This window comes from Kitasatospora sp. NPDC048722, from assembly GCF_040650235.1.
Taxonomy (GTDB): Bacteria; Actinomycetota; Actinomycetes; order Streptomycetales; family Streptomycetaceae; genus Kitasatospora.
On the sequence record NZ_JBEZGX010000055.1, the window covers coordinates 25,950 to 45,962 of the forward strand.

The following is a 20,013-nucleotide window of genomic DNA, read 5'->3' on the forward strand; positions in this document are numbered from 1 at the left end:
GCTCGGGGACGGCCGCTGCGAGGACCGGAGTCGGCCGGTCGGCTCCGGTCCTCGGATGGCGGGTCAGGCGCGCAGGGTGGCGAGCCACGCCTCGACGGCGGCGGCCTCGCGGGGGAGCGCGGCGGAGAGGTTCTCGTTGCCGTCCTCGGTGACGAGGATGTCGTCCTCGATGCGCACGCCGATGCCGCGGTACTCGGCGGGGACGGTCAGGTCGTCCTCCTGGAAGTAGATACCCGGCTCGACGGTGAGCACCATGCCCGGCTTGAGCGGGCCGTCGACGTGGTCCTCGGTGCGGGAGTGGGCGCAGTCGTGGACGTCCATGCCGAGCATGTGGCCGGTGCCGGCCAGGGTGAAGCGGCGGTGCAGGCCCAGCTCGTAGACCTTGTCGGCGGTGAGGTCGCCGAACAGGCCCCAGGAGGTGAGGTGTTCGGCGAGCACCCGCTGGGCGGCGTGGTGGAAGTCGCGGAACATGCCGCCGGGCCGCACCGCGGCGATGCCGGCCTCCTGCGCCGCGTACACGGCGTCGTAGACCTTCCGCTGGAGTGCGTCGAAGCGGCCGTTGACGGGGAGGGTGCGGGTGATGTCGGCGGTGTAGAGCTCGTCGGTCTCCACGCCCGCGTCGAGGAGCAGGAGTTCGCCCGGCTTCGCGCGGCCGTCGTTGCGCACCCAGTGCATGGTGGTGGCGTGCGGGCCGGCGGCGGCGATGGTGCCGTAGCCGACGTCGTTGCCCTCGACCCGGGCGCGGACGAAGAACGTGCCCTCGATCAGGCGCTCGGCGGTCTCGGTGTCGGTGCCGAGCACCCGGACGACGTCCTCGAAGCCGCGCGCGGTGGCCGCGCACGCGAAGCGCAGCTCGGCGATCTCGAACTCGTCCTTCACCAGGCGCAGTCCGGACAGGAAGACCCGGAACTCCTCGTCCCGCTCGGCGGTGGCGCCGTCGCGCAGCGCCTCCTCCACCCCGGCGTCGTGGCCGCGCAGGACGCGGACCGGGCCGGTGACGGCGCTCAGGTCGGCCCGGACGGCGCGCACGTCGCGGCAGGGCAGGCCCAGCAGGCGCTCGTTCTCGGTGAGGCTGTTGCGGCGGCCGTCCCACAGCTCGCCGTGGTTGTCGAGCCAGAACTCGCCGTTGCCGCGGTCGGAGCGGTCGCGGACGTAGAGCGTGGCGTCGCCGGCGGGGGAGAGGACGAGCACGCCGTCCTGGGACTGGTCGCCGGTGAGGTAGACGTAGTCGGAGGACGGGCGGAACGGGTAGTCCGTGTCGTTGGCGCGGACCTTGGGGTTGCCGGCCGGCACGACCAGCGTCTCGCCGGGGAAGGCGGCGGCCAGTTCGGCGCGGCGGCGGGCGGTGTGCGCGGCCTGCGCGATCGGCGCGAGGTCGCCGCGCTCGGTGTCGGCCCAGCCGTGGCGCATGTTCTCGGCGAGTTCGTCCGTGACGCCGCGGGTCAGGCCGTTCTTGCGGTACTTGATGGTGTCGGCCGGCCGGGACTCGGTGGGCTGGGCGGGCTCGGTCATGTGCCGTCTCCAGGGCTGGGTAAGGGTGCGGGCGCGTCCCGTACGGTATACCGAACGAAGTGCGGAGAGAAGAGGATGAGAGTGGCCGACTCCGAGGGATCCGTCCGGGGCGTGCTCGCCGCCAACCTGAAGCGCGTGCGCGCGGCGCGCGGCCTCTCCCTGTCCGAACTGTCGCGGCGGGCGGGGATCGGCAAGGCGACGCTCTCCCAGCTGGAGTCCGGCACCGGCAACCCGACCCTGGAGACGGTGTTCGGGCTGGCCCGGGTGCTGGGCGTGCCGATCTCCGACCTCGTCGACGGCGCGCCGGGCGGCGGCGTCACGGTGGTCCGCGCGGCCGACGTCGAGCCGCTCAGCGGGGTCGGCGTCGACCTGCGGCCGCTGCGCCGGATCGAGGCCGGGGACTCGGTGTTCGAGGTGTACGACCAGCGGGTCAGGCCCGGCGGCACGCAGGACTCGGCCGGGCACGCGGGCACCGAGCACACCGTCGTCCAGACGGGTCGGCTCGGGGTCCGGGTCAACGGGTGCGAGGTCGAGCTGGGGCCGGGGGACTACGTCGGCTTCGACGCCTCGCTGCCGCACGCGTACACCGCGTTGGACGGGGAGGCGGTGCGCTCGGTGCTGCTCCTGCACTTCCGGGCGGACCAGCGGCTGCACGTGGCGGACGCGCTGGAGCACTGATCCGACCAGCTTGATCGGTTCGTTCGGTGAAGCGAACGCCCGGGCCGGTGAAGCGGCCCGGGCGGCCCAGGCTCCCCGGAGGTGGGGCAGGAAACGCGGCGGGCCGGGGGCGTCCCACGGCCGTACGACCGTCGGACGCCCCCGGCCCGCGCTCAGGAGCGGTCCGCCGCCGCCACCTCGGTGCCGACCGGTGCCCCCGGAGCGGGGGCCGGGGCAGGGGCCCGGCTGCTCCGGTTGAACAGGACGATCGAGGCCACGATGACCGCGAACCCGACGACCTCCGAGAGGGTCGGCCGCTGGCCGAGCATCGGCCAGGCGATCAGCCCCGCGGCGATCGGCACCCCGTAGAAGTACGACGCCACCCGGTCCGCGCTCTCCGAGCGCATCAGCACGAACAGCAGGCTGAGCGCGCCGATCGAGACGCCGACCGACATCCACAGTTCCGACAGGACCAGGTCCCTGGTCCAGTGGACGACACCGGTCTCGAAGACCAGCGCGCCGACGAGCATGACGACGGCCGACGAGCCGGACTGGAGGAAGCCGTTGACCAGCGGATGCGTGCCGGGGTTCTTCATCTGGTAGTAGAACTGCCCGGTGGACAGCCCCACCAGCCCGAGGAAGTCGAAGGCGACATTGGTCAGGGTGAGCCCGGACGACGACGCCAGTCCCTGGTAGACGGTCAGGGCCACCCCGGCCAGTCCTCCGGCGAGTGCCAGTACCGACAGCGGTCTGACCTTCCGGGCGGTCGCGACGGAGACCATCAGCCAGACCAGGATCGGCTGGAGCGCGATGATCAGCGCGGACACCGCGGGGGTCATGCCGTAGTACAGCGCGTAGAAGACGCCGGTGGAGAACACCCCTTGCAGCAGGATGCCGCTGAGGACGAGGTGGACGTAGGCCGAGCGCGTGCGCGGCCACGGGATTCTCAGGCACAGGATGAGGGCGAACAAGACGACCGCGGTTCCGCCGAACCGGATGGCCAGGTAGGCGAAGGGCTCCGCGTAGGGCAGACCGAACCGGCCGCCCACGAAACCCGATCCGTAGATGGTGACGAACACCAGCGCGATCAGCGAAACCTTGAGGCTCTTGTTCTTCCCGGACACTAGCGCATGCCTGCCTTGGAGCCGGCCGCGAGCGCGGCGGTCTGCGGATGGATCACGTCCGACGCCTTGTCGGTGCCGGTGAGCCGGTCGGTCAGCTCGTACTCGTTGACCAGGGCGAGGATCTCGTTCTTCAGCACCGCGATCGCCCTCGGGTAGTCGGCGTCGGCCACCGCGAGCCGCTCGCTGGGCGCGGCCGAGCGCGAGGCCTTCTCCAGCGCGCCGATCCCGTACATCCGCGACAGGATGCGGCCCAGGATCACGATCTTGTCCTGGGACGGGGCGTCGGTGATGTGGCTGAAGTTGATGTCGGTCAGGTGGAAGAACGCGTCCTCCAGGTACCCGAACCGGCCGACGAACTCCAGCGGCGAGCGCAGCCCGGAGTCCTGGAACTCGCGCAGGAACAGGTTGGCCAGGTGCTGGCAGAGCAGGTCGTTGGTGCCGTCGAAGATGGTGTAGACCCGCGCGTCGAGCAGGGCGTACGCGGCTATGTTGTCCGGCGCGCCCATGCGGTAGCCCTCGCCGCCGCACAGTTGCTGGTAGTCGAGGGCCGACTCCAGCATGAGCTCGGAGGAGAGCACCTTGGTGGCCAGGGAGGCGAACATGCTGCCTTCCATGTCCGTCCGGTAGTCCTCGTCGAGCATCAGGTGCCGGTACAGCGCGTTGCACACGACGGAGTTCTGCTTGATCCGGCTGACCTTGTACTTCACGTAGTCGATGTCGTGCAGCGTGCCGTCGCCGATCTGTCGGCTCTCGACGTGGCGCAGCGTCTCGGCGGTGAGCCGGCGCAGGAAGCCGCTGGACATGGCGGCCTTGCTGAACCGCGACGCGCAGAGGATCTCGGCGGCGTCGCCCAGGCTCGGCCGGGTCTTGGCGAGGCGGTAGTGTCCGGGCACCCGGATGTCGAGGGTGTTCAGCCCGTAGCCCAGGTTCTTCAGGCCGAGGCTGTCGTAGACCTCGGTGGTCTCGAAGCCGCCGTCGGAGCGCTTGTGGGCGAAGTAGGCGAACTCCTTGCGCTCGGGGTGCTTGGCGCAGACGATCCACCAGTCGGCCTGCTCGCTGAAGGCCTGCCAGTGCTTGACCCCCGTGATGCGGTACCCGTCGCCGTCGGGCTCGTACGTGGTCCGCATGCGCGCGAGGTTCGACCCGCTGCTCGGCTCGGTGAAGGCGAGGCCGCCGATGACGGGGTTGTCGGCGAAGTCCTCGAAGACCTCCTTCTTGAGCGCCTCGTCGCCGCTGGAGGCGACGTTGCGGAGGAAGAGGACCGTGACGATCATCGTGTACATGCCCATGGGCAGGTTGCGCTCGGACATGATCTCGATGATTTCGCACATCTCCCGGTGGCTCTCCCGGCCGCCGTACGCCCGGGGGATGGCCGGCAGGTAGATGCCGAGGTCGATCAGTTCCCGGAGCCTGTCCTTGGAGAGCGGCTCCTGCGGCAGGACGGCGCTGTCGAATTCGCCGATGCCGCGCTGGAAGTTGTCGAGGAAGGCGGTGGAGTCGAGGTCGATTAACCGGTTCCGTGGAATGCTCAAGGTGATATCCCCGTTTCTTCGGTAGCCCTGCTGATGCGGCTCGTCAGAGCGCCGCGAGTTCCTCGCGAATGTGGTCCGGAATGCGCGCGGTGGCATTGGCCTGGTAATCGAAGTGGATCATTACGGTCGTGCCGCGGGCCACCTCGGCGTCGTTCTGCCGGGCGACCTGGTCGATGGTGATCGACGTGTTGCCGATCTTCGCCACCTTCGTCTCGATGACGACGTCGACGGACGCGAGGATCTGCTTGGTGAAGTCGATCTCGTAGCGGCGGAGGATGAGCGCGAGGTCGCGCATGTTCTCCTCCTTGCTGAACAGCCGGAAGATCGGCAGGCGACCGTGCTCGAACCAGACCGGGACGGCGGAGTTGGTCACGTGGCCGAGGACGTCGACCTCGGAGAAACGCGGTGAGATTGTGACGTTCACATCCAACTCCTAGGACGTCCGACTGTTCGGTGGTCAACAGTCTGCCACTGCTGATCATCCGTCAATCGGTACACCAGTCGGTGAGTTGATGTGAACTCGACCACAAGTGCCCTGCCGGACCGTCTTCTTGGGATGAACTATCCGGATTGATCGGGCGATGTCCGGCCCTGGGCCGTTCTAGTAGTAATGACGCAGCCGGGGCCAGAGCACCGACCAGGGGGCGGCGGTGCCGGTGCAGAGGACGACGGGGGTGTGCTGCTCGCCGTTGGCGAGACCGTGGCCGTTGTCGACCCGGGCCACCACGTGGCAGCCGGTGAAGGCGCGTTCCACCTCGGGGTAGGGGGCGGGGTGGAGCAGGAGGACGGGCCCGTCGGCGGAGTCCGGCGGCGGGCCCCAGTCGGCGAAGGACATATGGCCCGAGTAGGGGGTCGGGAGGCCGTAGCGGGCGCCGTAGCGGTCGAGGGCGCCCGCCTCGCCGTAGTTGCTGGTGAAGACGACGGCCCGGGAGCGGAGTTCGGGCGGGATGGCGGACCAGCCGGCGCCGCCGGCGGCGGCGAGTTCGGGCCAGCCGACCTGCTCGGCCTGCTCGGGGTAGATCCAGCTCACCAGCGGCAGCTGCCGGGCGGGCAGCACGGGCAGCGTGATCACCACGTTCACCAGGGCGCCGAGGGCCAGCCAGACCGCGAACCTCACCGGCCGGCCGGAGCGCAGGCGCCGCACCGTCGGTTCGCAGCCGGCGGCGGTCAGGACGAGGAGCGGCGGCATCGCGTAGTAGGGCTTGCCACCGCTGAGCACGACGAGGAGGCAGACGGCGGGATAGGCCACCGCGAAGGGCTTGGCCCAGACGAGGGCGGTGTCGTGCCGCAGGCGGCGGAAGCCGGCGACCCAGACGGGGATCAGCACGGGGGAGAGGTACAGCAGTTGCATCGGGACGAAGGCGAGGCAGTTGGCCGTACCGTCCTCGTCGCTGATGCCGCCCGCGACGGTCAGCTGGGGCCAGCCGTGGACGGCCTGCCACCACAGGTCGGGCAGGGCGACGGCCGCCGCGAGCAGCGCGCCCGCCGGGGCCCACCAGCCGCGCAGCACCCGGCGGGGGCCGCCCCACCGGATGGCCGGGAGGAGGGCGGCGGCGAGGAGCAGCACGAGGTCCTTGTTGAGCAGCGCGATTCCGGTGGCGGCGCCGACGGCGAGCCACCAGCGGCGGTCCCCGGTGCGCAGCAGCCGCAGCGTGAGCAGGCTGACGGCCAGCCAGGCGGCGAGGTCGAAGGTGACGGTGGAGAGCATGTGCCCGACGCCGAGCACGACCGCCGAGCAGGCCGCCGCGCACGCGGCGAGCCGTTGGGCGGGTCGGCCGCCGCCCAGTTCCCGGGCGAGCAGTGCCACCAGGACGACGGTGGCGGCGCACAGCAGCGCCGCGACGGCCCGCAGGCCGGTCGGGCTGTCGCCGAAGAGGGCCGTCGAGGCGCGGCCCAGCAGGGGGGTGAGCGGCGGCTGGTCGGTGTAGCCCCAGGCGGGGTGGCGTCCGGCGACGAGGAAGTAGAGCTCGTCGCGGTGGAAGCCGTAGCGCCCGGAGAGCAGGACCTGGAATCCGCCGACCGCGCCCGCGACGGCGAGCACCGGTGCGGCGGCGAAGCGCGGCAGTGCGCGCGCGAGCGTGTCGTCGTCCCCGGCCGTGCGGGCCGGGACATCCCCCCGCATGTCCACGGCGCGAGTGTCGCAGGTCGAGGCGCCGCGCGGGAAGGGCGGGGACCGCGCCGGTGCCCCGGGCCGTGGAAGCGGTCCCGGCCCGGGGACGGGCGGTGCGTCAGAGGCGCTCGGGGACGGGGTTGCCGACCTCTTCGATGGCGCGGCGCACCGGGACCTTCGCCAGCACGGCGAAGCCGATCACGAAGAAGACCAGCAGCGAGATGATGGCCAGCCGGTAGCTGCCGGTGACCTGGTAGGCGAGGCCGAAGACCAGCGGGCCCATCCAGCTGGTGCCGCGGTCGCTGACCTTGTAGACGCTGAAGTACTCGGCCTCCCGGCCGGCCGGGATCATGTGCGAGAACAGCGAGCGGGACAGCGCCTGGCTGCCGCCGAGGACGAGGCCGATCATGCACGCGAGGGCGTAGAACCACGCGGGCTGGTGGGCCGGCATGAAGTAGCCGAGGGCGAGGGTGATCACCCAGCCGACCAGCGAGCCGAGGACGGTCTTCTTGGCGCCGTACCGGCGGGCGATGCGGCCGAGCAGCAGCGCGCCGCCGATCGCGACGACCTGGACCATCAGGACGGCGGCGACCAGCGAGGTCTGGTCCATGCCCAGCTCCTCGCTGCCGTACAGCGAGGCCTGCGAGACGACGGTCTGGATGCCGTCGTTGTAGCAGAGGAACGCTCCGAGGAAGAGCAGGGTCTTCGGGTAGCGGCGCATGCCGCGCAGGGTGTTGGCGAGCTCGCGCAGGCTGCCGGCGGTGGGCTTGCCGTCGGCCGTGGCACCGGTGCGCGCGGGGGCGACGCCGGCCCGGGAGGGCAGCCGGAACAGCGGGACGAGGGTGAACAGGGCCCACCAGAGCCCGGCCGAGGCGAGGCAGATCCGCACCGCGGTGCCGGAGGAGAGGCCGAGCGCGTCGGCGTTCTCGAACAGCGCCAGGTTGGCGACCAGCAGGAGGCCGCCGCCTGCGTAGCCGTACGCCCACCCCTTGGACGAGACGGCGTCGCGCTCGTCGGGCTTGGCGAGGCCCGGCAGGTAGGCGTAGGAGAGGGCGACCGACACCGCGTACGCGATGTTGGCGACCACCAGCAGTCCGCCGCCGAGGAGGTAGTGGTCGCCGTCGAGGAAGAACATGCCCATGGTGGCGAGCGCGCCCAGGTAGGCGAAGCCGCACATGAGCTCCTTGTGCCGCCCGGTGCGGTCGGCGACGGTGCCGGCCAGCAGCATCGCCGCGACCGATATCAGCACCGAGAAGGAGACCGTGTACGGGAAGAAGGAGCCCGCGCGGATGGCGAGGCCCAGCGGGTGGACGTCACCGTCGGCGTCGGCGGCCTTGTTGGCCACCGTCGTCAGGTACGGACCCAGAAAGACCGTCAGGACGGTCGCCGAGAACGCGGCGTTGGCCCAGTCGTTGATGTACCAGCCGAAGCGCATGCGGTTCAGCGCACGGCCGTCGGTGGCCGTGGCCGGGGTGTCCGGCGCCGGGTGGTCCGGCAGGTCGGTCGCGGTGTTCATGGGTTCCAATCACCGTGCTCTGGCCGCGCCGCCGTCCATCCAGCAGCCGCGTTCGCTGAGGACGTCCCGCAGGACGTCTATGCGATCCGCCATGATGCCATCCACACCCAGGTCGAGTAGAGCCCTGATCCGTGTGGGATCGTCCACAGTCCAGACGTGAACGTGCAGGCCGAGGCGGTGCGCGGCCCGGACGAAGGCCCGGTCGACGACCCGGACGCCGCGGTGCCGCTCGGGCACCTGGGCGCAGATCCCGGCGTACGGCGCCCCGCGTCCGGCCGCCAGCGGGCCGGCCAGCGAGCGCAGCCGCAGCCGGGCCACCTCGCGGGGGCCGAGCGAGGTGGCCAGACGCGGACCGGCGGCGGCGCGGACGGCGGCGAGGCGGGCGTCGGAGAAGCCGCCGACGCAGACGCGGTCCCACGCGTCGGTGCGGCGGACCGCCTCGACCAGCGGCCCGACGGCCGGGGCGGCCTTGACGTCGATGTTGAAGCGGGCGTCGGGGAACGCGCCGAGCAGGTCCTCCAGCAGCGGGATCGGCTCGGTGCCGCCGATCCTGGCCTGCCGCACGGCGCTCCAGGGCTGGTCGGCGACGGCGCCCGTGCGGTCGGTGACGCGATCGAGCCGGCTGTCGTGGAAGGCGACCAGGACGCCGTCGGAGGTCGCGTGGACGTCCGTCTCCAGGTAGCGGTAGCCCAGCGCGACGGCGGCCTCGAACGCGGCGAGCGAGTTCTCCGGGCGGCCGAGGTCGCCGCCGCGGTGGGCGAAGGCGAGGGGTCCTCGCTGGTCGAGGAAGGGGTGCAACTCGGCCTCCGGCTGTCGTTCAGGTGCGCGCGCGTTACAGTATTACGCATCCTGTCAAGCAGTAATGAGGGTTCGGCTCCTCGGGCCCGGCGGGGCGCGAACGCCGCAGGGGCCGTCCCGACGGCGGTCGGGACGGCCCCTGCGGGGGTGCGTCGTTCAGGCGTTCAGGGTACGGGCGGTCGGGACTCAGTCGTCCAGGACCATCGCCTCGGCGCAGGCGGCGATGGTGAGGATGAGGGCGTCGTCCTGGCCGGGGACGATCTTGACGGAGTAGTGCTCGCTCAGCAGCGACCACTCGCGGGAGATGTGCGCGATCTCCTGCTCGCCGTAGGTGATGGCGTACTGGTGGTCGGTGATGTTGCCGGTGACGTGGATCTCCGCGCCGTTCTCGAAGGTCACCGTGAACTTGTAGAGCAGCGGCGAGAAGAGCGCCTTCTTCACCGTCGCGATGGTCTGCTCGCCGCGCTTGATGTAGCGGATGTCGCGCAGCGTCATGATCTTCTCGGAGATCCGGTAGAGCTCGTTGCCCTCGGAGTCCTGCATCGCGATCGCGCCGCTGAAGCTGAACATCTTCTCGTCGACCTGGAAGACGCGCTCGCCGCCGCGCTTGATCCAGAAGTCGTGGGTGGGCGAGAAGAACTTCTCGTCGATGTCGTAGACGACGCCCTCGGGCACCGGCTGGTGGCCGTTCATGAGCTTCTGCCCGAGGTCCATCAGGAAGTTGTCGTGGTGCTCGCCCTGGCCCTGGCGCTGCTCGTCGCCGAACAGCTCCTGTGCGATGCCGAGCAGGCCGCCGAACTCGTTGCTCATGTGTCTTTCGTCCCCATCTGATGGTGCGTTGGCGGGCACGATCCTAGGGACGGGAAACGGGTGCGGGACAGCTTTCCGGGCCTCTGTTGCACAATCCGCACAGAACGTGCGAACGGCTGTTGCGGAGGCGAAATCCCTGGTCAGAGGGGGTGTGTGCGAACGGCCCTTGGCGCGGCGTCAGGCGGCGGGGAGCGTCTCCGGGAGGGTCGGCAGTTCGGCGGCGCTGGCGAGGACGCGGGCGTGCGGGTGGCCGGCGAAGGCGGCGCGCGGGAGCTCGCCGGTGAGGACCCCGACGACGACCCCGGCCCCGGCGTTGGTGCCCGCCTCGACGTCGACGATGGTGTCGCCGGCGGCCAGGACGCGGCGGGTGTCGATGACGCCGGTCTTCTCCATCGCCCGGTGGATCATGTGCGGGGCCGGGCGGCCGCGCGGGACCTCGTCCGAGGTGACGACGGCGTCCAGGTTGCCGCCCTCGCCGGTGGACCAGCCGAGCGACTCCAGCAGCGGGTAGGCCACGTCGGCGCTGAAGCCGGTGGTGAGGGCGACCTTGATGCCGCGGCGGCGCAGCTCGGCCAGCGCGTCCTCGACGCCCTCGATGGCCTGCGGCGGCGTGGCCCGGTAGGCATCGCGCAGGAACGCGGCGAAGGCCTCGTAGCCGTCCTCGACGAGCTCCGGCGTGGGGGTGCCGCCGCCGAGGCGGACCAGGGCGGCGATGGCCTCGCGCTTGTCGGTGCCCATCCACGTCTGCAGGTCCTCGTCGGAGACCGGCACGCCGGTGCGCTCGACGGCGGTGCGCAGCGCCCGGTACACGGCGCCCGACTCGTTGACGGTGGTGCCGGCCATGTCCAGGGCGGCGAGCTCGATCACGGTGAATCAGTCCTCTTCGGTGCGGTAGCGGCCGATGGTGGTGCGGCCTTCGACGGTGTTCTCGACGGTGAAGGTGGCCATGGCGGGGAGGTAGCGGTCGTCGGCGTCCTCCAGCGGCTCGCCCCGGCTCGACGTGGTCAGCCGGCGCACGCGCAGCAGCGGGTCGCCGACGGCGACGTCCAGGTGCTCGGCGTCCTCGGGGGAGGCCGCGACCGCGTCGATGGTGTGCCGGGCGTGGTGCAGGTCGACCTCGCGGCGCAGCAGCTCCTCGTAGACGGAGCCGGTGTCCGGGTCGAAGTCGAACAGGGCGCGGCCGACCTCGTGGACGAAGGTCGAGCGTTCCAGCATGGCCGGGACGCCGTCCAGCAGTCGCAGCCGGACGAGTTCGACGACCGGCGCGCCCTCCGCGATGCCGAGCCGGGCCGCCGAGTCGGGGGAGGCCCGGCGGCGGGCCACCTCGATCGTCGCCTGCCCGGGCTCGCGGCCGATGCCGCGGGCCCACTGGGTGAACGACAGGAAGGTGGCGAACGGCTGGGAGGGGGCCGCGCGGCGGGCGACCGGCGGCTTGCCGCGGCCGCCGACCAGGCTGCCCTCGCGGCGCAGCAGTGCCAGGGCCTGGCGGACCGGGCCCCGGGAGGTGCCGAACTCGGTGCAGAGCTGCGACTCGCTGGGCACCGGGCGGCCCTCGGGCCACTCGCCGGAGTCGATGCGGCGCCGGAACTCGACGCCGAGCCGCTGGTGCAGCGGGACGTCCTCGGGAACGCGGTCCAGCGGACGGTCACTTGTCTTCACAAGCTGACTATGACACTTCCGGGTGTGGCTTCTCAAGGCCCGTTCCACCTGGTGGTTTCCTCGGACGGCCTTGCTGTTCCGGTGGTCGTCGAGCAGGTGAACAGACGGTAACTTGTACAGACATCTCTTGACGTGCGCGCCGACGGACCCGGAACCTGGAGCCATGAGCAGCACTGCACCCGCCACCGCCCCCGCCGTCACCCGCTCGCTCGCGCCCGGGCACAGCGACCTCGTGATCGTCGGCGCCGGCATCGTCGGCCTCGCCCACGCCTTCGAGGCGCTCGCCAACGGGCTGTCCGTCACCGTCGTCGAGCGCGACCGGCAGCCCGTCGGGGCCTCGGTCCGCAACTTCGGCCACTGCTGCATCAGTGCCCAGGAGGGCGACCTGCTCGGCCTCGCCCGGCGCTCCCGGGCCGGCTGGCTGCGCGCAGCCCGGGCCGCCGGGTTCTGGGCCGCCGAGGCCGGCGCCCTCGTGGTCGCCCGCTCGGCCACCGAGGCGGCCGTGCTGGAGGAACTGCACGCCGAGCGCGGCGGGCGGGGCGTCGTGCTGCGCACCGCCGCCGAGACGGCGCAGGCGCTCGGGCGGGCGTCCGACGCGGCCGGGGACCTCGTGGGCGGCGCGTTCCTGCCCGACGACCTGCGGGTCAACCCGCGCGAGGCGACGCCCGCGCTCGCCCGCTGGATCGAGCGGCAGCCGGGCGCCCGCATCCTGTGGGGCACCGCCGTCACCGGAGTCGAGTCCGGCACGGTGCACACCACGCGCGGCCCGGTCCACGGCGAGCGGATCCTGGTGTGCGTCGGCCACGACGTGGACTACCTGTTCCCCGACCTCGCCGAGGAGCACGAGGTCCGGCGCTGCCGGCTGACCATGGCGAGGGCCGTCGCCCCGGAGGGGTTCCGCACCGACTCGGCGGTGCTGACCGCCACCTCGATGCTGCGCTACGACGCGTTCACCGCCCAGCCGTCCGCGGCCCGGCTTCGCGAGGAGGTCGTCGGCCACAGCCCGGAGCTGCTGGGGATCGGCGCCAACGTGATGTTCACGCGGCTGCCCGACGGCTCGGTGCTCGTCGGCGACTCGCACCACTACGACACCACGACGCCGCCGTTCATCGACGAGCGCACCTTCGAGCTGCTGACCGGCGCGGTCGCCGGCGTCCTCGGGGTCGAGCGGCTGCGGATCCTGGAGCGCTGGCAGGGCGTCTACGCCAGCAGCGACCGCGGCCCGCTGCTGGTGCGCGACCTCGCGCCGGGCGTGCGGGTGCTGTCCGTCACCTCGGGCATCGGCATGACGCTCTCCTTCGGCCTCGCCGCCGCCACCTTCGACGGCGCGCTCGCCGTCACGCGCTGACCCGGCGCCCGCGCCGCGGGACTTGTCGGGACCGGTCCTGCGGAGCAATTTTGGTCCTGCTCGATCCCTGGTGCGGCCCGGGGGCCGGCGTCACAATGCGGGCATGCGGAGATGGTTCGCGGTCGTGATGGTCGAACTGGCGGGGCTGGCCGCGGTGGTGGCGTGCGGGGGGCCGAGCGCGGCGCCGGCGCCGCCGCCGTCCGACGTGCCGACGACGCCCCCCGGTGGCCCGTTGCAGGACTGCGTCCTGAGCATCACGCCCTGGCTCCAGATGGCCGTTGACGGGGGCAAGGACCTGGGCGACTACCAGGAGATGGGTCTCTCCAACGCCCAGGGCAGCGCGCTCCGGGAGCTCCAGCGGCAGGCGGCCGCGCTGCGGGCACAGGGGCCGCTGCCGTCCGGCTGGGTCGCGACGGAGGTCCGGCGGGCCTGCGAGTCGATCGTCGCGGCCAGGGCCACCGAGACGTCGCGGCCGCCCGGCTGGCCGTGACGCGCGCGGGTGCGGGGCCCGGCGACGCGGGCCCCGCACGGTGGCGTCAGGAGACCGTGACGTCGTCGAAGGAGGTGTACACGGGGTCGCCGGCGGCCCCGTCTCCCTGGTCGGCGAGCGTCAGGGTGTAGCTGTCGCCGGGCGTCACCGGGGCCGTGGCGTTCCGCCGACCCGGGCTGCCGGTGCGGATGTCGGCCGGCACGGTGGCGATCGTGCCGGTGGTGCGGAGCGCGTGGCTCGCCGTGTTGTCAGTGGGCCGGGTGATCCGTGCGCACACGTTCCTGCTGCGGCCTGCCGTGAGGCAACAGCAGGCGCTGTCCGAGACGCTGCGGGACCACTGCTCGCTGTACGACGGGGCGTTGCGGGAACGCTGTGACGCCTACCGGCATCCGTCGAAGTCGACTGTCCGATACGGGGATCAGCCGGCGCAGCCCGAGGAGATCCGGGCGTTCGATCCGGAGTGTCGGGGCCGGCGCGCCCGGTCAGCGCGCGGGGCGCCAGGCGGCTTCGAGGCGGGTCGTCCCCTCGGCCGTGGTGACGGGGTGCCACTGGGCGCGCAATGCGGCCCGCCGCGCCGACGCGGGCTCCTTGCCCATGGCTTGCAGGACGGTGCTGTCGAGCGGGCTCGCGGCCAGGCGCTCGACCGCCGCGGCGAGCGCGGCGCGCAGCCCGCGCCCCCGTCGGCCGGCGGCGGGGACCGCGGAGTGGAACGCAGCGATGACGGACATGCGGATCACCTCCGGAACGACCTGCGGACCTGCAGGTACGGGACAGCCTCGCACCGCCGCAGGGGCCCGCGACCCGGGCTTGACGCCTTGCTGGCGCCGCCCTGATGCGTTGCTGACGCGGGGTCGGCGGTCGTGACCGGGGACCGTCGGGCCGTACCGACCGTGCGTGCGCCGGAGGAGGTGCGTCGGGTGGTGCGCGGGTTCCGCGCCCCCGTTCGCTCCGGCACGGCCGAATCCCGCCGTGGAACAGGGGTCGCGGCCGGGAACGGGAGCAGGGGCACGTCCACGGTCCGTGTGCGGAGGCTCGTCAGTGCCGGGACGGATGGGGCCCGACGAATAGTCCCCTGGCACGTGCGCTCACAGGCGTCCCAGCGCGGAAACGTTCCTGAGAAACCGAATCATCACCCACCGTGACCACATTTCGGTCGAAGGGGACGGAACCGGTTGCCCGGGGCCGGGCCGGACCGGAAGAGTGGTCACCGCCGGCAAGCACTCCCGTCCAAGTCCCCGTGAAGTTGAACGAGAGGAAACCGTCATGTCCGATGTCTACGAGACCCCGATGCTGATCGAGCTCGGCGAGTTCGCCGCCCTCACCCAGGGCTTTCTGATCGGCGACCTCGTCGACGGCCACGGCTTCTTCCTCATCTGAGGGGCCGTCCAGTGAGCGGTCACCGGCGGACCTGGTTCGTGGTCCTGCCGGACAGCGAAGCCGCGTCCCCGGTGGCCGCGGGGCGGGGCACGGCCGAGCGCCGTGCCCTGCTCCACCCCGGCGGACGCCCCTGGATCATCGGCGCGTGGCCGGCCGGCGAGGAACCGCTGGTCGCGCAGGCCGGGCCGGTGGGCCTGGCCGTGTTCGGCACCGCCGACACCGACGAGGACGGGCTGCTCCGCAGTGCCGGGCGGATCCGCGACCCCTACGACGTGCTCGCCCTCGCACGGGAGCTCGCGGGCAGCTTCCACCTCGTCGCCACCGTGCGCGGTACGGTCGTCGCCCGCGGCTCGCTGTCCGGGCTGCGCCGGCTGCACCTCGCCGAAGTCGACGGGGTGCCCGTCCTGGCCGACCGGGCCGACACCCTCGCGGCGCTGACCCGCAGCACGCCCTCCCTCGACCGACTCGCCCTGCGGCTCGCCCACCCGTTGCCGCACCCACTCGACGGGCTGCCCCTGTGGCCCGGCGTCACCCCCGTGCCCCCGCACCACGCGGCGTTGCTCGCCCCCGACCTCGCCGCCCGCACGCTCGCCCACTGGCAGCCGCCCGCCCCGGACCGGCCGCAGGAGAAAGCCGCGACCGCGCTCGGTGACGCGCTGCGCCGCGCCGTCGCCGCCCGCACGCGCGCCGGCGGCCTCGTCGCCGCCGACCTGTCCGGCGGGCTCGACTCCACCCCGCTGTGCTTCCTCGCCGCCCGCGGGCCCGCCGAACTGCTCACCGTCACCCTCGGCTCGACCGACCCGCACCACGACGACGCCGCGTGGGCCGACCGCGCCGCCCGCCACCTCCCCGGCGAGCGGCTCGTCCTGCCACCCGACGGCCTGCCCGCGATGTTCGCCGCCGTCGACGCCCCCGGGCCGCAGGGCGACGAGCCGTTCCCCTGGACCCGAACCAGGGCCCGCGACGAGGCCGTCGCCCGGCTGCTCGCCGCGCGCGGCGCCCGGACCCGGATCAGCGGGGAGGGCGGCGACGAGGTCCTCCAGGCGCTGCCCTCCTACCTGCGCCTCCTGGCCGCCCGCCGACCCGCCACCGCCGCAAGGCACTTGCGCGGTCACCGGGCCCGGCTGCGCTGGGGCCTGCCGGCGGCGCTGCGCGCCCTCGCCGACCCCCGCCCGTACCCGGCATGGCTCGCCCACGCCGCCGACCGGCTCACCCACCCCGGGCCGCCGACCACCCAACTCCTCGGCTGGGGACCGGAAGTACGGCTCGCGCCCTGGATCACGCCGCAGGCCGCCGACCTCGTGCGCGAGCAGCTGAGGGCCGTCCCCGCCGCCGACGCCGTACCGCTCGCGCCCGAACACGCTCAGCACCAGGTGCTGTACATGGTCCGCCACAGCGCCTCCGCCATGCGGCAGCTGATCGAGGTCACCGCGGCCGAGGGCACACCGTACACCGTTCCGTTCCTGGACGACCAGGTGCTCGACGCCTGCCTGGCCGCCGAACCCGCCCTGCGCGGAACGCCGTTCGGCTACAAGCCGCTGCTCACCGCGGCCGTCGCCCCCGACGTCCCGGAGGAGCTGCTGCGCCGCACCGGCAAGGGCGACTTCAGCCCCGACGCCCACCGGGGCCTCGCCCGCCACCGCCCCGAACTCGCCGCCCTCGCCGAGGACAGCGCGCTCGCCCGCGCCGGCCTCGTCCATCCGGAGGCCCTGCGCCGGGCGTGCCTCGGGCTCTACCCGCCCGGCACGTCGTACGCGGCGCTCGACGCCACGCTCGCGTGCGAGCACTGGCTGCGCGCGCACGAGTCGGCCCGCGTTTCCGTTCCCTGACCCGTCGTCAGATCCATCAAGGAGTCGGCATGGCAGTGGAGTTGAGCCCCGATGTGACCCTCACCCCGACCGGGAGCGGCGCCGTCGTGCTGGACGAGCGCTCCGGCCGCTACTTCCAGCTGAACCGCACCGGGCTGCACATCCTGCGGTCCCTGCTCGACGGGCGGACCGCGGAGGAGATCGCCACCGACCTCAGCGAGCGCTACCCCGTCACCGCCGCCCAGGTCCACACCGACATCGACACGCTGCGGGACAGCCTGCGCACCGCCGGGTTGGTCACAGGATGAGCGAGCGGAGCGAGCTCGCCGTCGGGAGGCGCGCATGAGCCTGCACACCCACGCCTCGCGGGCCGGCCGGCCGCCCTGGCGCCGACGGCCGGCGGCGCTCGCGGCGATCGGGGCGGCCCGGCTGATCGAGCGGATGCCGCCGGCCCGGATCCGTCGCCTCCTGCTGCGGCTGCGCGGCGGCGCCCGCCCGGCCACCGCCGACGAGGCGCTGGCCGCCCGGCAGGCCGTGGTCGCCCTCAGCATGCGCTGCGCGGGCCAGGGCTGCCTGCAACGGTCCATCGCCGCCGCCCTGTTGTGCCGCGCCCGGGGCACCTGGCCGACCTGGCGCACGGGCGTGCGCACCGAGCCGTTCCGCGCGCACGCCTGGATCGAGGCCGAGGGTGTGCCGGTGGACGAGCCCGCCGAACTCGCCCACTTCCACCCGATGATGACGGTGGCGCCGCAGAACTGACCTACGATCCCTCTCTGTTGACCTGCCCGGAGGCCGTCCCACCTGGTGGTGGGGCGGCCTCCGGGCAGGTGGGTGTGGCGGGTCCGTGTCGAGCTGCACCGCCCCCGGCCTGCGTCTTCAGGTTCACCATGCACCCCGACGAGGCGGGCCTGGTCCGCACCTGGGCCTCCGAGCGCACCAGCGACCTGAGTCGTCCGGATGCGGGCCGTCAAGGAACGGATCGTGGCCGCCGCCGGAGCGTGACCCGGGCTCTCAGGCGCCCGCACCGGCACCCGGGCCGGTGCGGGCGCGCAGGCGGCGGAGCATCCGGGCGTCCTGGAAGCCGACCGCGCGGGCGGCCGTCTCGGCGGTCGCGCCGTGGGCGATGAGGTGTTCCGCGCGCTCGACGCGCAGCTCCTGCTGGTAGCGCAGCGGGGTGAGGCCGGTGGCCTCGGTGAAGTGCCGGGTGAGGGTGCGTTCGCTGACGCCCGACGCGGCGGCGAGGTCGGTGAGGCCGAGCCGGGTGTCGAAGCGGGCGTCGATGAGGTCCTGGGCGCGGTGGACGGCGTCGACGAGGTGGCCGCGGTGCCGCAGCATCGCGCTCGCCTGACGCTCGTCGCCGTTGCGCCGGGCGTAGACGACCATCTCGCGGGCGATCCGGGCGGCCGCCGCCGGACCGTTGCGCACGGCCACGAGGTGCAGCGCGAGGTCGATGCCGCTGGCGATGCCGGCCGACGTGACGACCCGGTCGTCGACGACGTAGAGCACGTCGCGCACCACGCTCGCCCGCCGGTAGCGCTGGGCGAGCTCCTCCTGGAGGTCGTGGTGGGTGGTGCAGCGCCGGCCGTCCAACAGCCCGGCGCGGCCGAGCGCGTCGGCGCCGGCGCACACGCTGGCCACCGTCCCGCCGGCGGCGTGGTGCGCGGCCAGCCGCTCCAGCGTGGCCGCGCCCAGCGCGCCGTTCTGCCGCAGCGTGACCGACCGCCAGCCGGGGACCAGCAGGAGGTCCTCGGGCGCCAGCTCCGGCCACGCGGTGGCGGCCCGCAGTGCGACGCCCTGCGCCGTCGGGACGTCCTCCTGCTCGGCCACGTACGCGCTCTCGTAGCCGAGGCCGTGGTCGGCCGCGGTGGAGAACACCTGGGCCGGCCCGGCGAGGTCCAGCAGGTGCACGTGCGGGACGAGCAGGAAGACGACGCGGGTCACGATCCGGTCAGCTCCTTCACGGTGGTGACGGTGGCGAAGCGGCCGGCGAGAGCGTACTCGGTGCGGGCGATGATGTCGTCCGTGGAGAGGGTGCGCGGGTCGGCGAGGACCTCGGCGAGGCTGCGCCCGGCGGGGGCGTCGCGGTGCTCGATCGGGTGGGTGGCGGTGGCGTCGGTGACGAAGACGACCTCGTAGCCGAGGTCGCTGGCGACCCGCGTGGTGGTCTCGCAGCACTGCTCGGTGCGGATGCCGCTGACGACGACGCCGCCGACGCCGTGCTGGGTGAGCACCTGCTGGAGGTTGGTCGTGGTGAACGCGTTGTGCGAGGTCTTGGTGACGACGGGCTCGCCCTCGGCGGGCGCCAGGCCCTCGATGAGGCGGACGAAGCCGCGGGCCGGGTCGAAGACCGTGCCGCTGCCGGGCTCGGAGTGCAGGACCCAGACGACGAGGTCGCCGCGGCCACGGGCGTGCTCGACGAGCTCGTTGACCCGCTCGACGATCGCGGGGTTGGACACGGCGGCCCAGTTCTCGCGCTGCCGGAAGGATTCCTGGACGTCGATGACGAGGAGTGCGTTCTTCATGCCTCGATCATGGTGCCCGGCGGGGGCCCGGGCGTAGACACCATCGGGCCCCGATGCGGAACGATCCGGTCACGCGTCACGCGTCACGCGTCACGCGTCACGCGTCACGCGTCACGCGTCACGCGTCACGCGTCACGCGCCGCCGGGCCGCTCCGGACGGGTCAGGCGCCAGAACAGGTCCTCGCCGGTCTCGGCCGGGGCGACGCGTTCGGCGGGCAGGCGGCGGTGCTCGGTGAAGCCGAGCCGGGCCGGGATCGCGCCGCTGGCCGCGTTGGCCGGGTCGTGGCAGACCTCGACGTACTCGACGCCGGGCAGCCGGAACGCCTGGTCGACCAGGGCGCGCGCGGCCCGGGTGGCGATGCCGCGGCCGGTCGCGGCCGGGTGCAGCCAGTAGCCGATCTCGCGCCCCTCGTCCGGGAGGCCCTCGCGCCGGAACAGCGAGCAGGCGCCGACGATGGACCCGTCCTGCACGATCGCGTAGGTGTGGTTGGCGTTCGCCCACTGCTCCTCGCGGCGGGCCAGGAAGTCGGTGGTGGACTCCAGGCTGTGCCCGGCCACCCACGGCATGAACGGGCGCAGGTGCTCCAGGGACTCCTCGATGACGCGGAAGAGTTCGGGGAGGTCGGCCTGGCCGCGGAAGGTGCGCAGCATCAGGCCGTCGTTCAGGTCGATCACCGGTTCGGGCAGGTTCATCTCCGGAGGATGCCACGGCCCTCCCGGGCCGCGCACCCCGATTGCGGGGCGCGGGTG

Annotated in this window: 22 protein-coding genes and 1 pseudogene; 8 read left to right on the forward strand and 15 right to left on the reverse strand. The window is 73.0% G+C overall.

Features of this window, described 5'->3' with window-relative positions; genetic code table 11:
* Positions 1–63: 63 nt before the first annotated feature.
* Entirely contained in the window at positions 64–1,512 is a 1,449-nt protein-coding gene (locus tag AB0C76_RS31710; protein WP_359972199.1) for an aminopeptidase P family protein, read from the reverse strand.
* 75 nt (positions 1,513–1,587) lie between these two features.
* Here AB0C76_RS31710 and AB0C76_RS31715 point away from each other — a divergent pair, with 75 nt between their 5' ends.
* The gene (locus AB0C76_RS31715; protein ID WP_359972201.1) at positions 1,588–2,190 is read left to right on the forward strand and encodes an XRE family transcriptional regulator; all 603 of its coding nucleotides are present in this window, start codon (positions 1,588–1,590) and stop codon (positions 2,188–2,190) included.
* Positions 2,191–2,342: 152 nt separating this feature from the next.
* Here the strand turns inward: AB0C76_RS31715 and AB0C76_RS31720 are convergent, their stop codons facing one another.
* The 9 genes from AB0C76_RS31720 to AB0C76_RS31760 form a co-directional block, all read right to left on the reverse strand.
* Complete coding sequence (locus AB0C76_RS31720; RefSeq protein ID WP_359972203.1) at positions 2,343–3,293, reverse strand: DMT family transporter; 951 nt, start codon at positions 3,291–3,293, stop codon at positions 2,343–2,345.
* Complete coding sequence (locus tag AB0C76_RS31725) at positions 3,293–4,825, reverse strand: acyl-CoA dehydrogenase family protein (protein ID WP_359972205.1); 1,533 nt, start codon at positions 4,823–4,825, stop codon at positions 3,293–3,295. Before AB0C76_RS31725 ends, AB0C76_RS31720 begins: the two co-directional genes overlap by 1 nt.
* Positions 4,826–4,868: 43 nt before the next feature.
* Positions 4,869–5,249 (reverse strand): thioesterase family protein, encoded by a 381-nt coding sequence (locus tag AB0C76_RS31730; RefSeq protein WP_359972207.1) that lies wholly within the window; start codon positions 5,247–5,249, stop codon positions 4,869–4,871.
* 177 nt (positions 5,250–5,426) lie between these two features.
* Entirely contained in the window at positions 5,427–6,947 is a 1,521-nt protein-coding gene (locus AB0C76_RS31735; protein ID WP_359972257.1) for a glycosyltransferase family 39 protein, read from the reverse strand.
* A gap of 106 nt (positions 6,948–7,053) precedes the next feature.
* Positions 7,054–8,370 carry an MFS transporter gene (locus tag AB0C76_RS31740; protein WP_359972259.1) on the reverse strand — a complete coding sequence of 439 codons (1,317 nt, stop codon included), beginning with the start codon at positions 8,368–8,370 and terminating at the stop codon, positions 7,054–7,056.
* A 90-nt stretch (positions 8,371–8,460) separates the two neighbouring features.
* Entirely contained in the window at positions 8,461–9,249 is a 789-nt protein-coding gene (locus tag AB0C76_RS31745) for a glycerophosphodiester phosphodiesterase (protein ID WP_359972209.1), read from the reverse strand.
* Between the two features lie 186 nt (positions 9,250–9,435).
* Entirely contained in the window at positions 9,436–10,059 is a 624-nt protein-coding gene (locus AB0C76_RS31750; protein WP_359972211.1) for an LURP-one-related family protein, read from the reverse strand.
* A gap of 177 nt (positions 10,060–10,236) precedes the next feature.
* Positions 10,237–10,926 (reverse strand): phosphonatase-like hydrolase, encoded by a 690-nt coding sequence (locus AB0C76_RS31755; protein ID WP_359972213.1) that lies wholly within the window; start codon positions 10,924–10,926, stop codon positions 10,237–10,239.
* A 6-nt stretch (positions 10,927–10,932) separates the two neighbouring features.
* Positions 10,933–11,718, reverse strand: coding sequence for a GntR family transcriptional regulator (locus tag AB0C76_RS31760; protein ID WP_359972215.1), 786 nt, complete (start codon positions 11,716–11,718; stop codon positions 10,933–10,935).
* Positions 11,719–11,881: 163 nt separating this feature from the next.
* On the opposite strand from AB0C76_RS31760, the gene AB0C76_RS31765 reads away from it, so the two are divergent.
* Positions 11,882–13,066, forward strand: coding sequence for a TIGR03364 family FAD-dependent oxidoreductase (locus tag AB0C76_RS31765; RefSeq protein WP_359972217.1), 1,185 nt, complete (start codon positions 11,882–11,884; stop codon positions 13,064–13,066).
* A gap of 103 nt (positions 13,067–13,169) precedes the next feature.
* On the forward strand, positions 13,170–13,556 hold the full coding sequence (locus AB0C76_RS31770; protein ID WP_359972219.1) for a hypothetical protein: 387 nt from the start codon (positions 13,170–13,172) through the stop codon (positions 13,554–13,556).
* A 46-nt stretch (positions 13,557–13,602) separates the two neighbouring features.
* Here AB0C76_RS31770 and AB0C76_RS31775 read toward each other — a convergent pair whose 3' ends face one another.
* A complete protein-coding gene (locus tag AB0C76_RS31775) occupies positions 13,603–13,833 on the reverse strand; it encodes a hypothetical protein (RefSeq protein ID WP_359972221.1) in 231 nt (76 codons plus the stop codon).
* On the opposite strand from AB0C76_RS31775, the pseudogene AB0C76_RS31780 reads away from it, so the two are divergent.
* Positions 13,817–14,053: pseudogene (locus tag AB0C76_RS31780) on the forward strand (RNA-guided endonuclease TnpB family protein); the annotation flags it as partial. The gene AB0C76_RS31775 and the pseudogene AB0C76_RS31780 overlap by 17 nt on opposite strands.
* On the opposite strand, the gene AB0C76_RS31785 reads toward AB0C76_RS31780, so the two are convergent.
* A complete protein-coding gene (locus AB0C76_RS31785) occupies positions 14,039–14,284 on the reverse strand; it encodes a hypothetical protein (RefSeq protein WP_359972223.1) in 246 nt (81 codons plus the stop codon). The pseudogene AB0C76_RS31780 and the gene AB0C76_RS31785 sit on opposite strands and share 15 nt — an antisense overlap.
* Before the next feature lie 535 nt (positions 14,285–14,819).
* On the opposite strand from AB0C76_RS31785, the gene AB0C76_RS31790 reads away from it, so the two are divergent.
* Genes AB0C76_RS31790 through AB0C76_RS31805 form a run of 4 tightly spaced genes read left to right on the forward strand, consistent with a single transcriptional unit; the run spans position 14,820 to position 17,500 of the window.
* Positions 14,820–14,933, forward strand: coding sequence for a lasso RiPP family leader peptide-containing protein (locus tag AB0C76_RS31790; protein WP_359972225.1), 114 nt, complete (start codon positions 14,820–14,822; stop codon positions 14,931–14,933).
* Positions 14,934–14,944: 11 nt separating this feature from the next.
* A complete protein-coding gene (locus tag AB0C76_RS31795) occupies positions 14,945–16,762 on the forward strand; it encodes an asparagine synthase-related protein (protein WP_359972227.1) in 1,818 nt (605 codons plus the stop codon).
* 29 nt (positions 16,763–16,791) lie between these two features.
* A complete protein-coding gene (locus AB0C76_RS31800; protein WP_359972228.1) occupies positions 16,792–17,049 on the forward strand; it encodes a lasso peptide biosynthesis PqqD family chaperone in 258 nt (85 codons plus the stop codon).
* A gap of 34 nt (positions 17,050–17,083) precedes the next feature.
* Positions 17,084–17,500: a lasso peptide biosynthesis B2 protein gene (locus AB0C76_RS31805; RefSeq protein ID WP_359972230.1), complete on the forward strand. Its 417-nt coding sequence runs from the start codon at positions 17,084–17,086 to the stop codon at positions 17,498–17,500.
* Between the two features lie 252 nt (positions 17,501–17,752).
* Here AB0C76_RS31805 and AB0C76_RS31810 read toward each other — a convergent pair whose 3' ends face one another.
* The 3 genes from AB0C76_RS31810 to AB0C76_RS31820 form a co-directional block, all read right to left on the reverse strand.
* Positions 17,753–18,682, reverse strand: coding sequence for a DJ-1/PfpI family protein (locus tag AB0C76_RS31810; protein ID WP_359972232.1), 930 nt, complete (start codon positions 18,680–18,682; stop codon positions 17,753–17,755).
* Complete coding sequence (locus AB0C76_RS31815; RefSeq protein ID WP_359972234.1) at positions 18,679–19,263, reverse strand: isochorismatase family protein; 585 nt, start codon at positions 19,261–19,263, stop codon at positions 18,679–18,681. The genes AB0C76_RS31810 and AB0C76_RS31815 overlap by 4 nt, the downstream gene beginning before the upstream one ends.
* Before the next feature lie 132 nt (positions 19,264–19,395).
* Positions 19,396–19,956 carry a GNAT family N-acetyltransferase gene (locus AB0C76_RS31820; protein WP_359972236.1) on the reverse strand — a complete coding sequence of 187 codons (561 nt, stop codon included), beginning with the start codon at positions 19,954–19,956 and terminating at the stop codon, positions 19,396–19,398.
* Positions 19,957–20,013: the final 57 nt, after the last annotated feature.

What these genes read in the sequence shown, in the direction of transcription:
- AB0C76_RS31710 (WP_359972199.1), bottom strand. Translation starts at nt 1,512, where the DNA reads ATGACCGAGCCCGCCCAGCCCACCGAGTCCCGGCCGGCCGACACCATC.
- AB0C76_RS31715 (WP_359972201.1), top strand. Translation starts at nt 1,588, where the DNA reads ATGAGAGTGGCCGACTCCGAGGGATCCGTCCGGGGCGTGCTCGCCGCC.
- AB0C76_RS31735 (WP_359972257.1), bottom strand. Translation starts at nt 6,947, where the DNA reads ATGCGGGGGGATGTCCCGGCCCGCACGGCCGGGGACGACGACACGCTC.
- AB0C76_RS31740 (WP_359972259.1), bottom strand. Translation starts at nt 8,370, where the DNA reads ATGCGCTTCGGCTGGTACATCAACGACTGGGCCAACGCCGCGTTCTCG.
- AB0C76_RS31750 (WP_359972211.1), bottom strand. Translation starts at nt 10,059, where the DNA reads ATGAGCAACGAGTTCGGCGGCCTGCTCGGCATCGCACAGGAGCTGTTC.
- AB0C76_RS31765 (WP_359972217.1), top strand. Translation starts at nt 11,882, where the DNA reads ATGAGCAGCACTGCACCCGCCACCGCCCCCGCCGTCACCCGCTCGCTC.
- AB0C76_RS31770 (WP_359972219.1), top strand. Translation starts at nt 13,170, where the DNA reads ATGCGGAGATGGTTCGCGGTCGTGATGGTCGAACTGGCGGGGCTGGCC.
- AB0C76_RS31785 (WP_359972223.1), bottom strand. Translation starts at nt 14,284, where the DNA reads ATGTCCGTCATCGCTGCGTTCCACTCCGCGGTCCCCGCCGCCGGCCGA.
- AB0C76_RS31790 (WP_359972225.1), top strand. Translation starts at nt 14,820, where the DNA reads ATGTCCGATGTCTACGAGACCCCGATGCTGATCGAGCTCGGCGAGTTC.
- AB0C76_RS31800 (WP_359972228.1), top strand. Translation starts at nt 16,792, where the DNA reads ATGGCAGTGGAGTTGAGCCCCGATGTGACCCTCACCCCGACCGGGAGC.
- AB0C76_RS31805 (WP_359972230.1), top strand. Translation starts at nt 17,084, where the DNA reads ATGAGCCTGCACACCCACGCCTCGCGGGCCGGCCGGCCGCCCTGGCGC.
- AB0C76_RS31815 (WP_359972234.1), bottom strand. Translation starts at nt 19,263, where the DNA reads ATGAAGAACGCACTCCTCGTCATCGACGTCCAGGAATCCTTCCGGCAG.
- AB0C76_RS31820 (WP_359972236.1), bottom strand. Translation starts at nt 19,956, where the DNA reads ATGAACCTGCCCGAACCGGTGATCGACCTGAACGACGGCCTGATGCTG.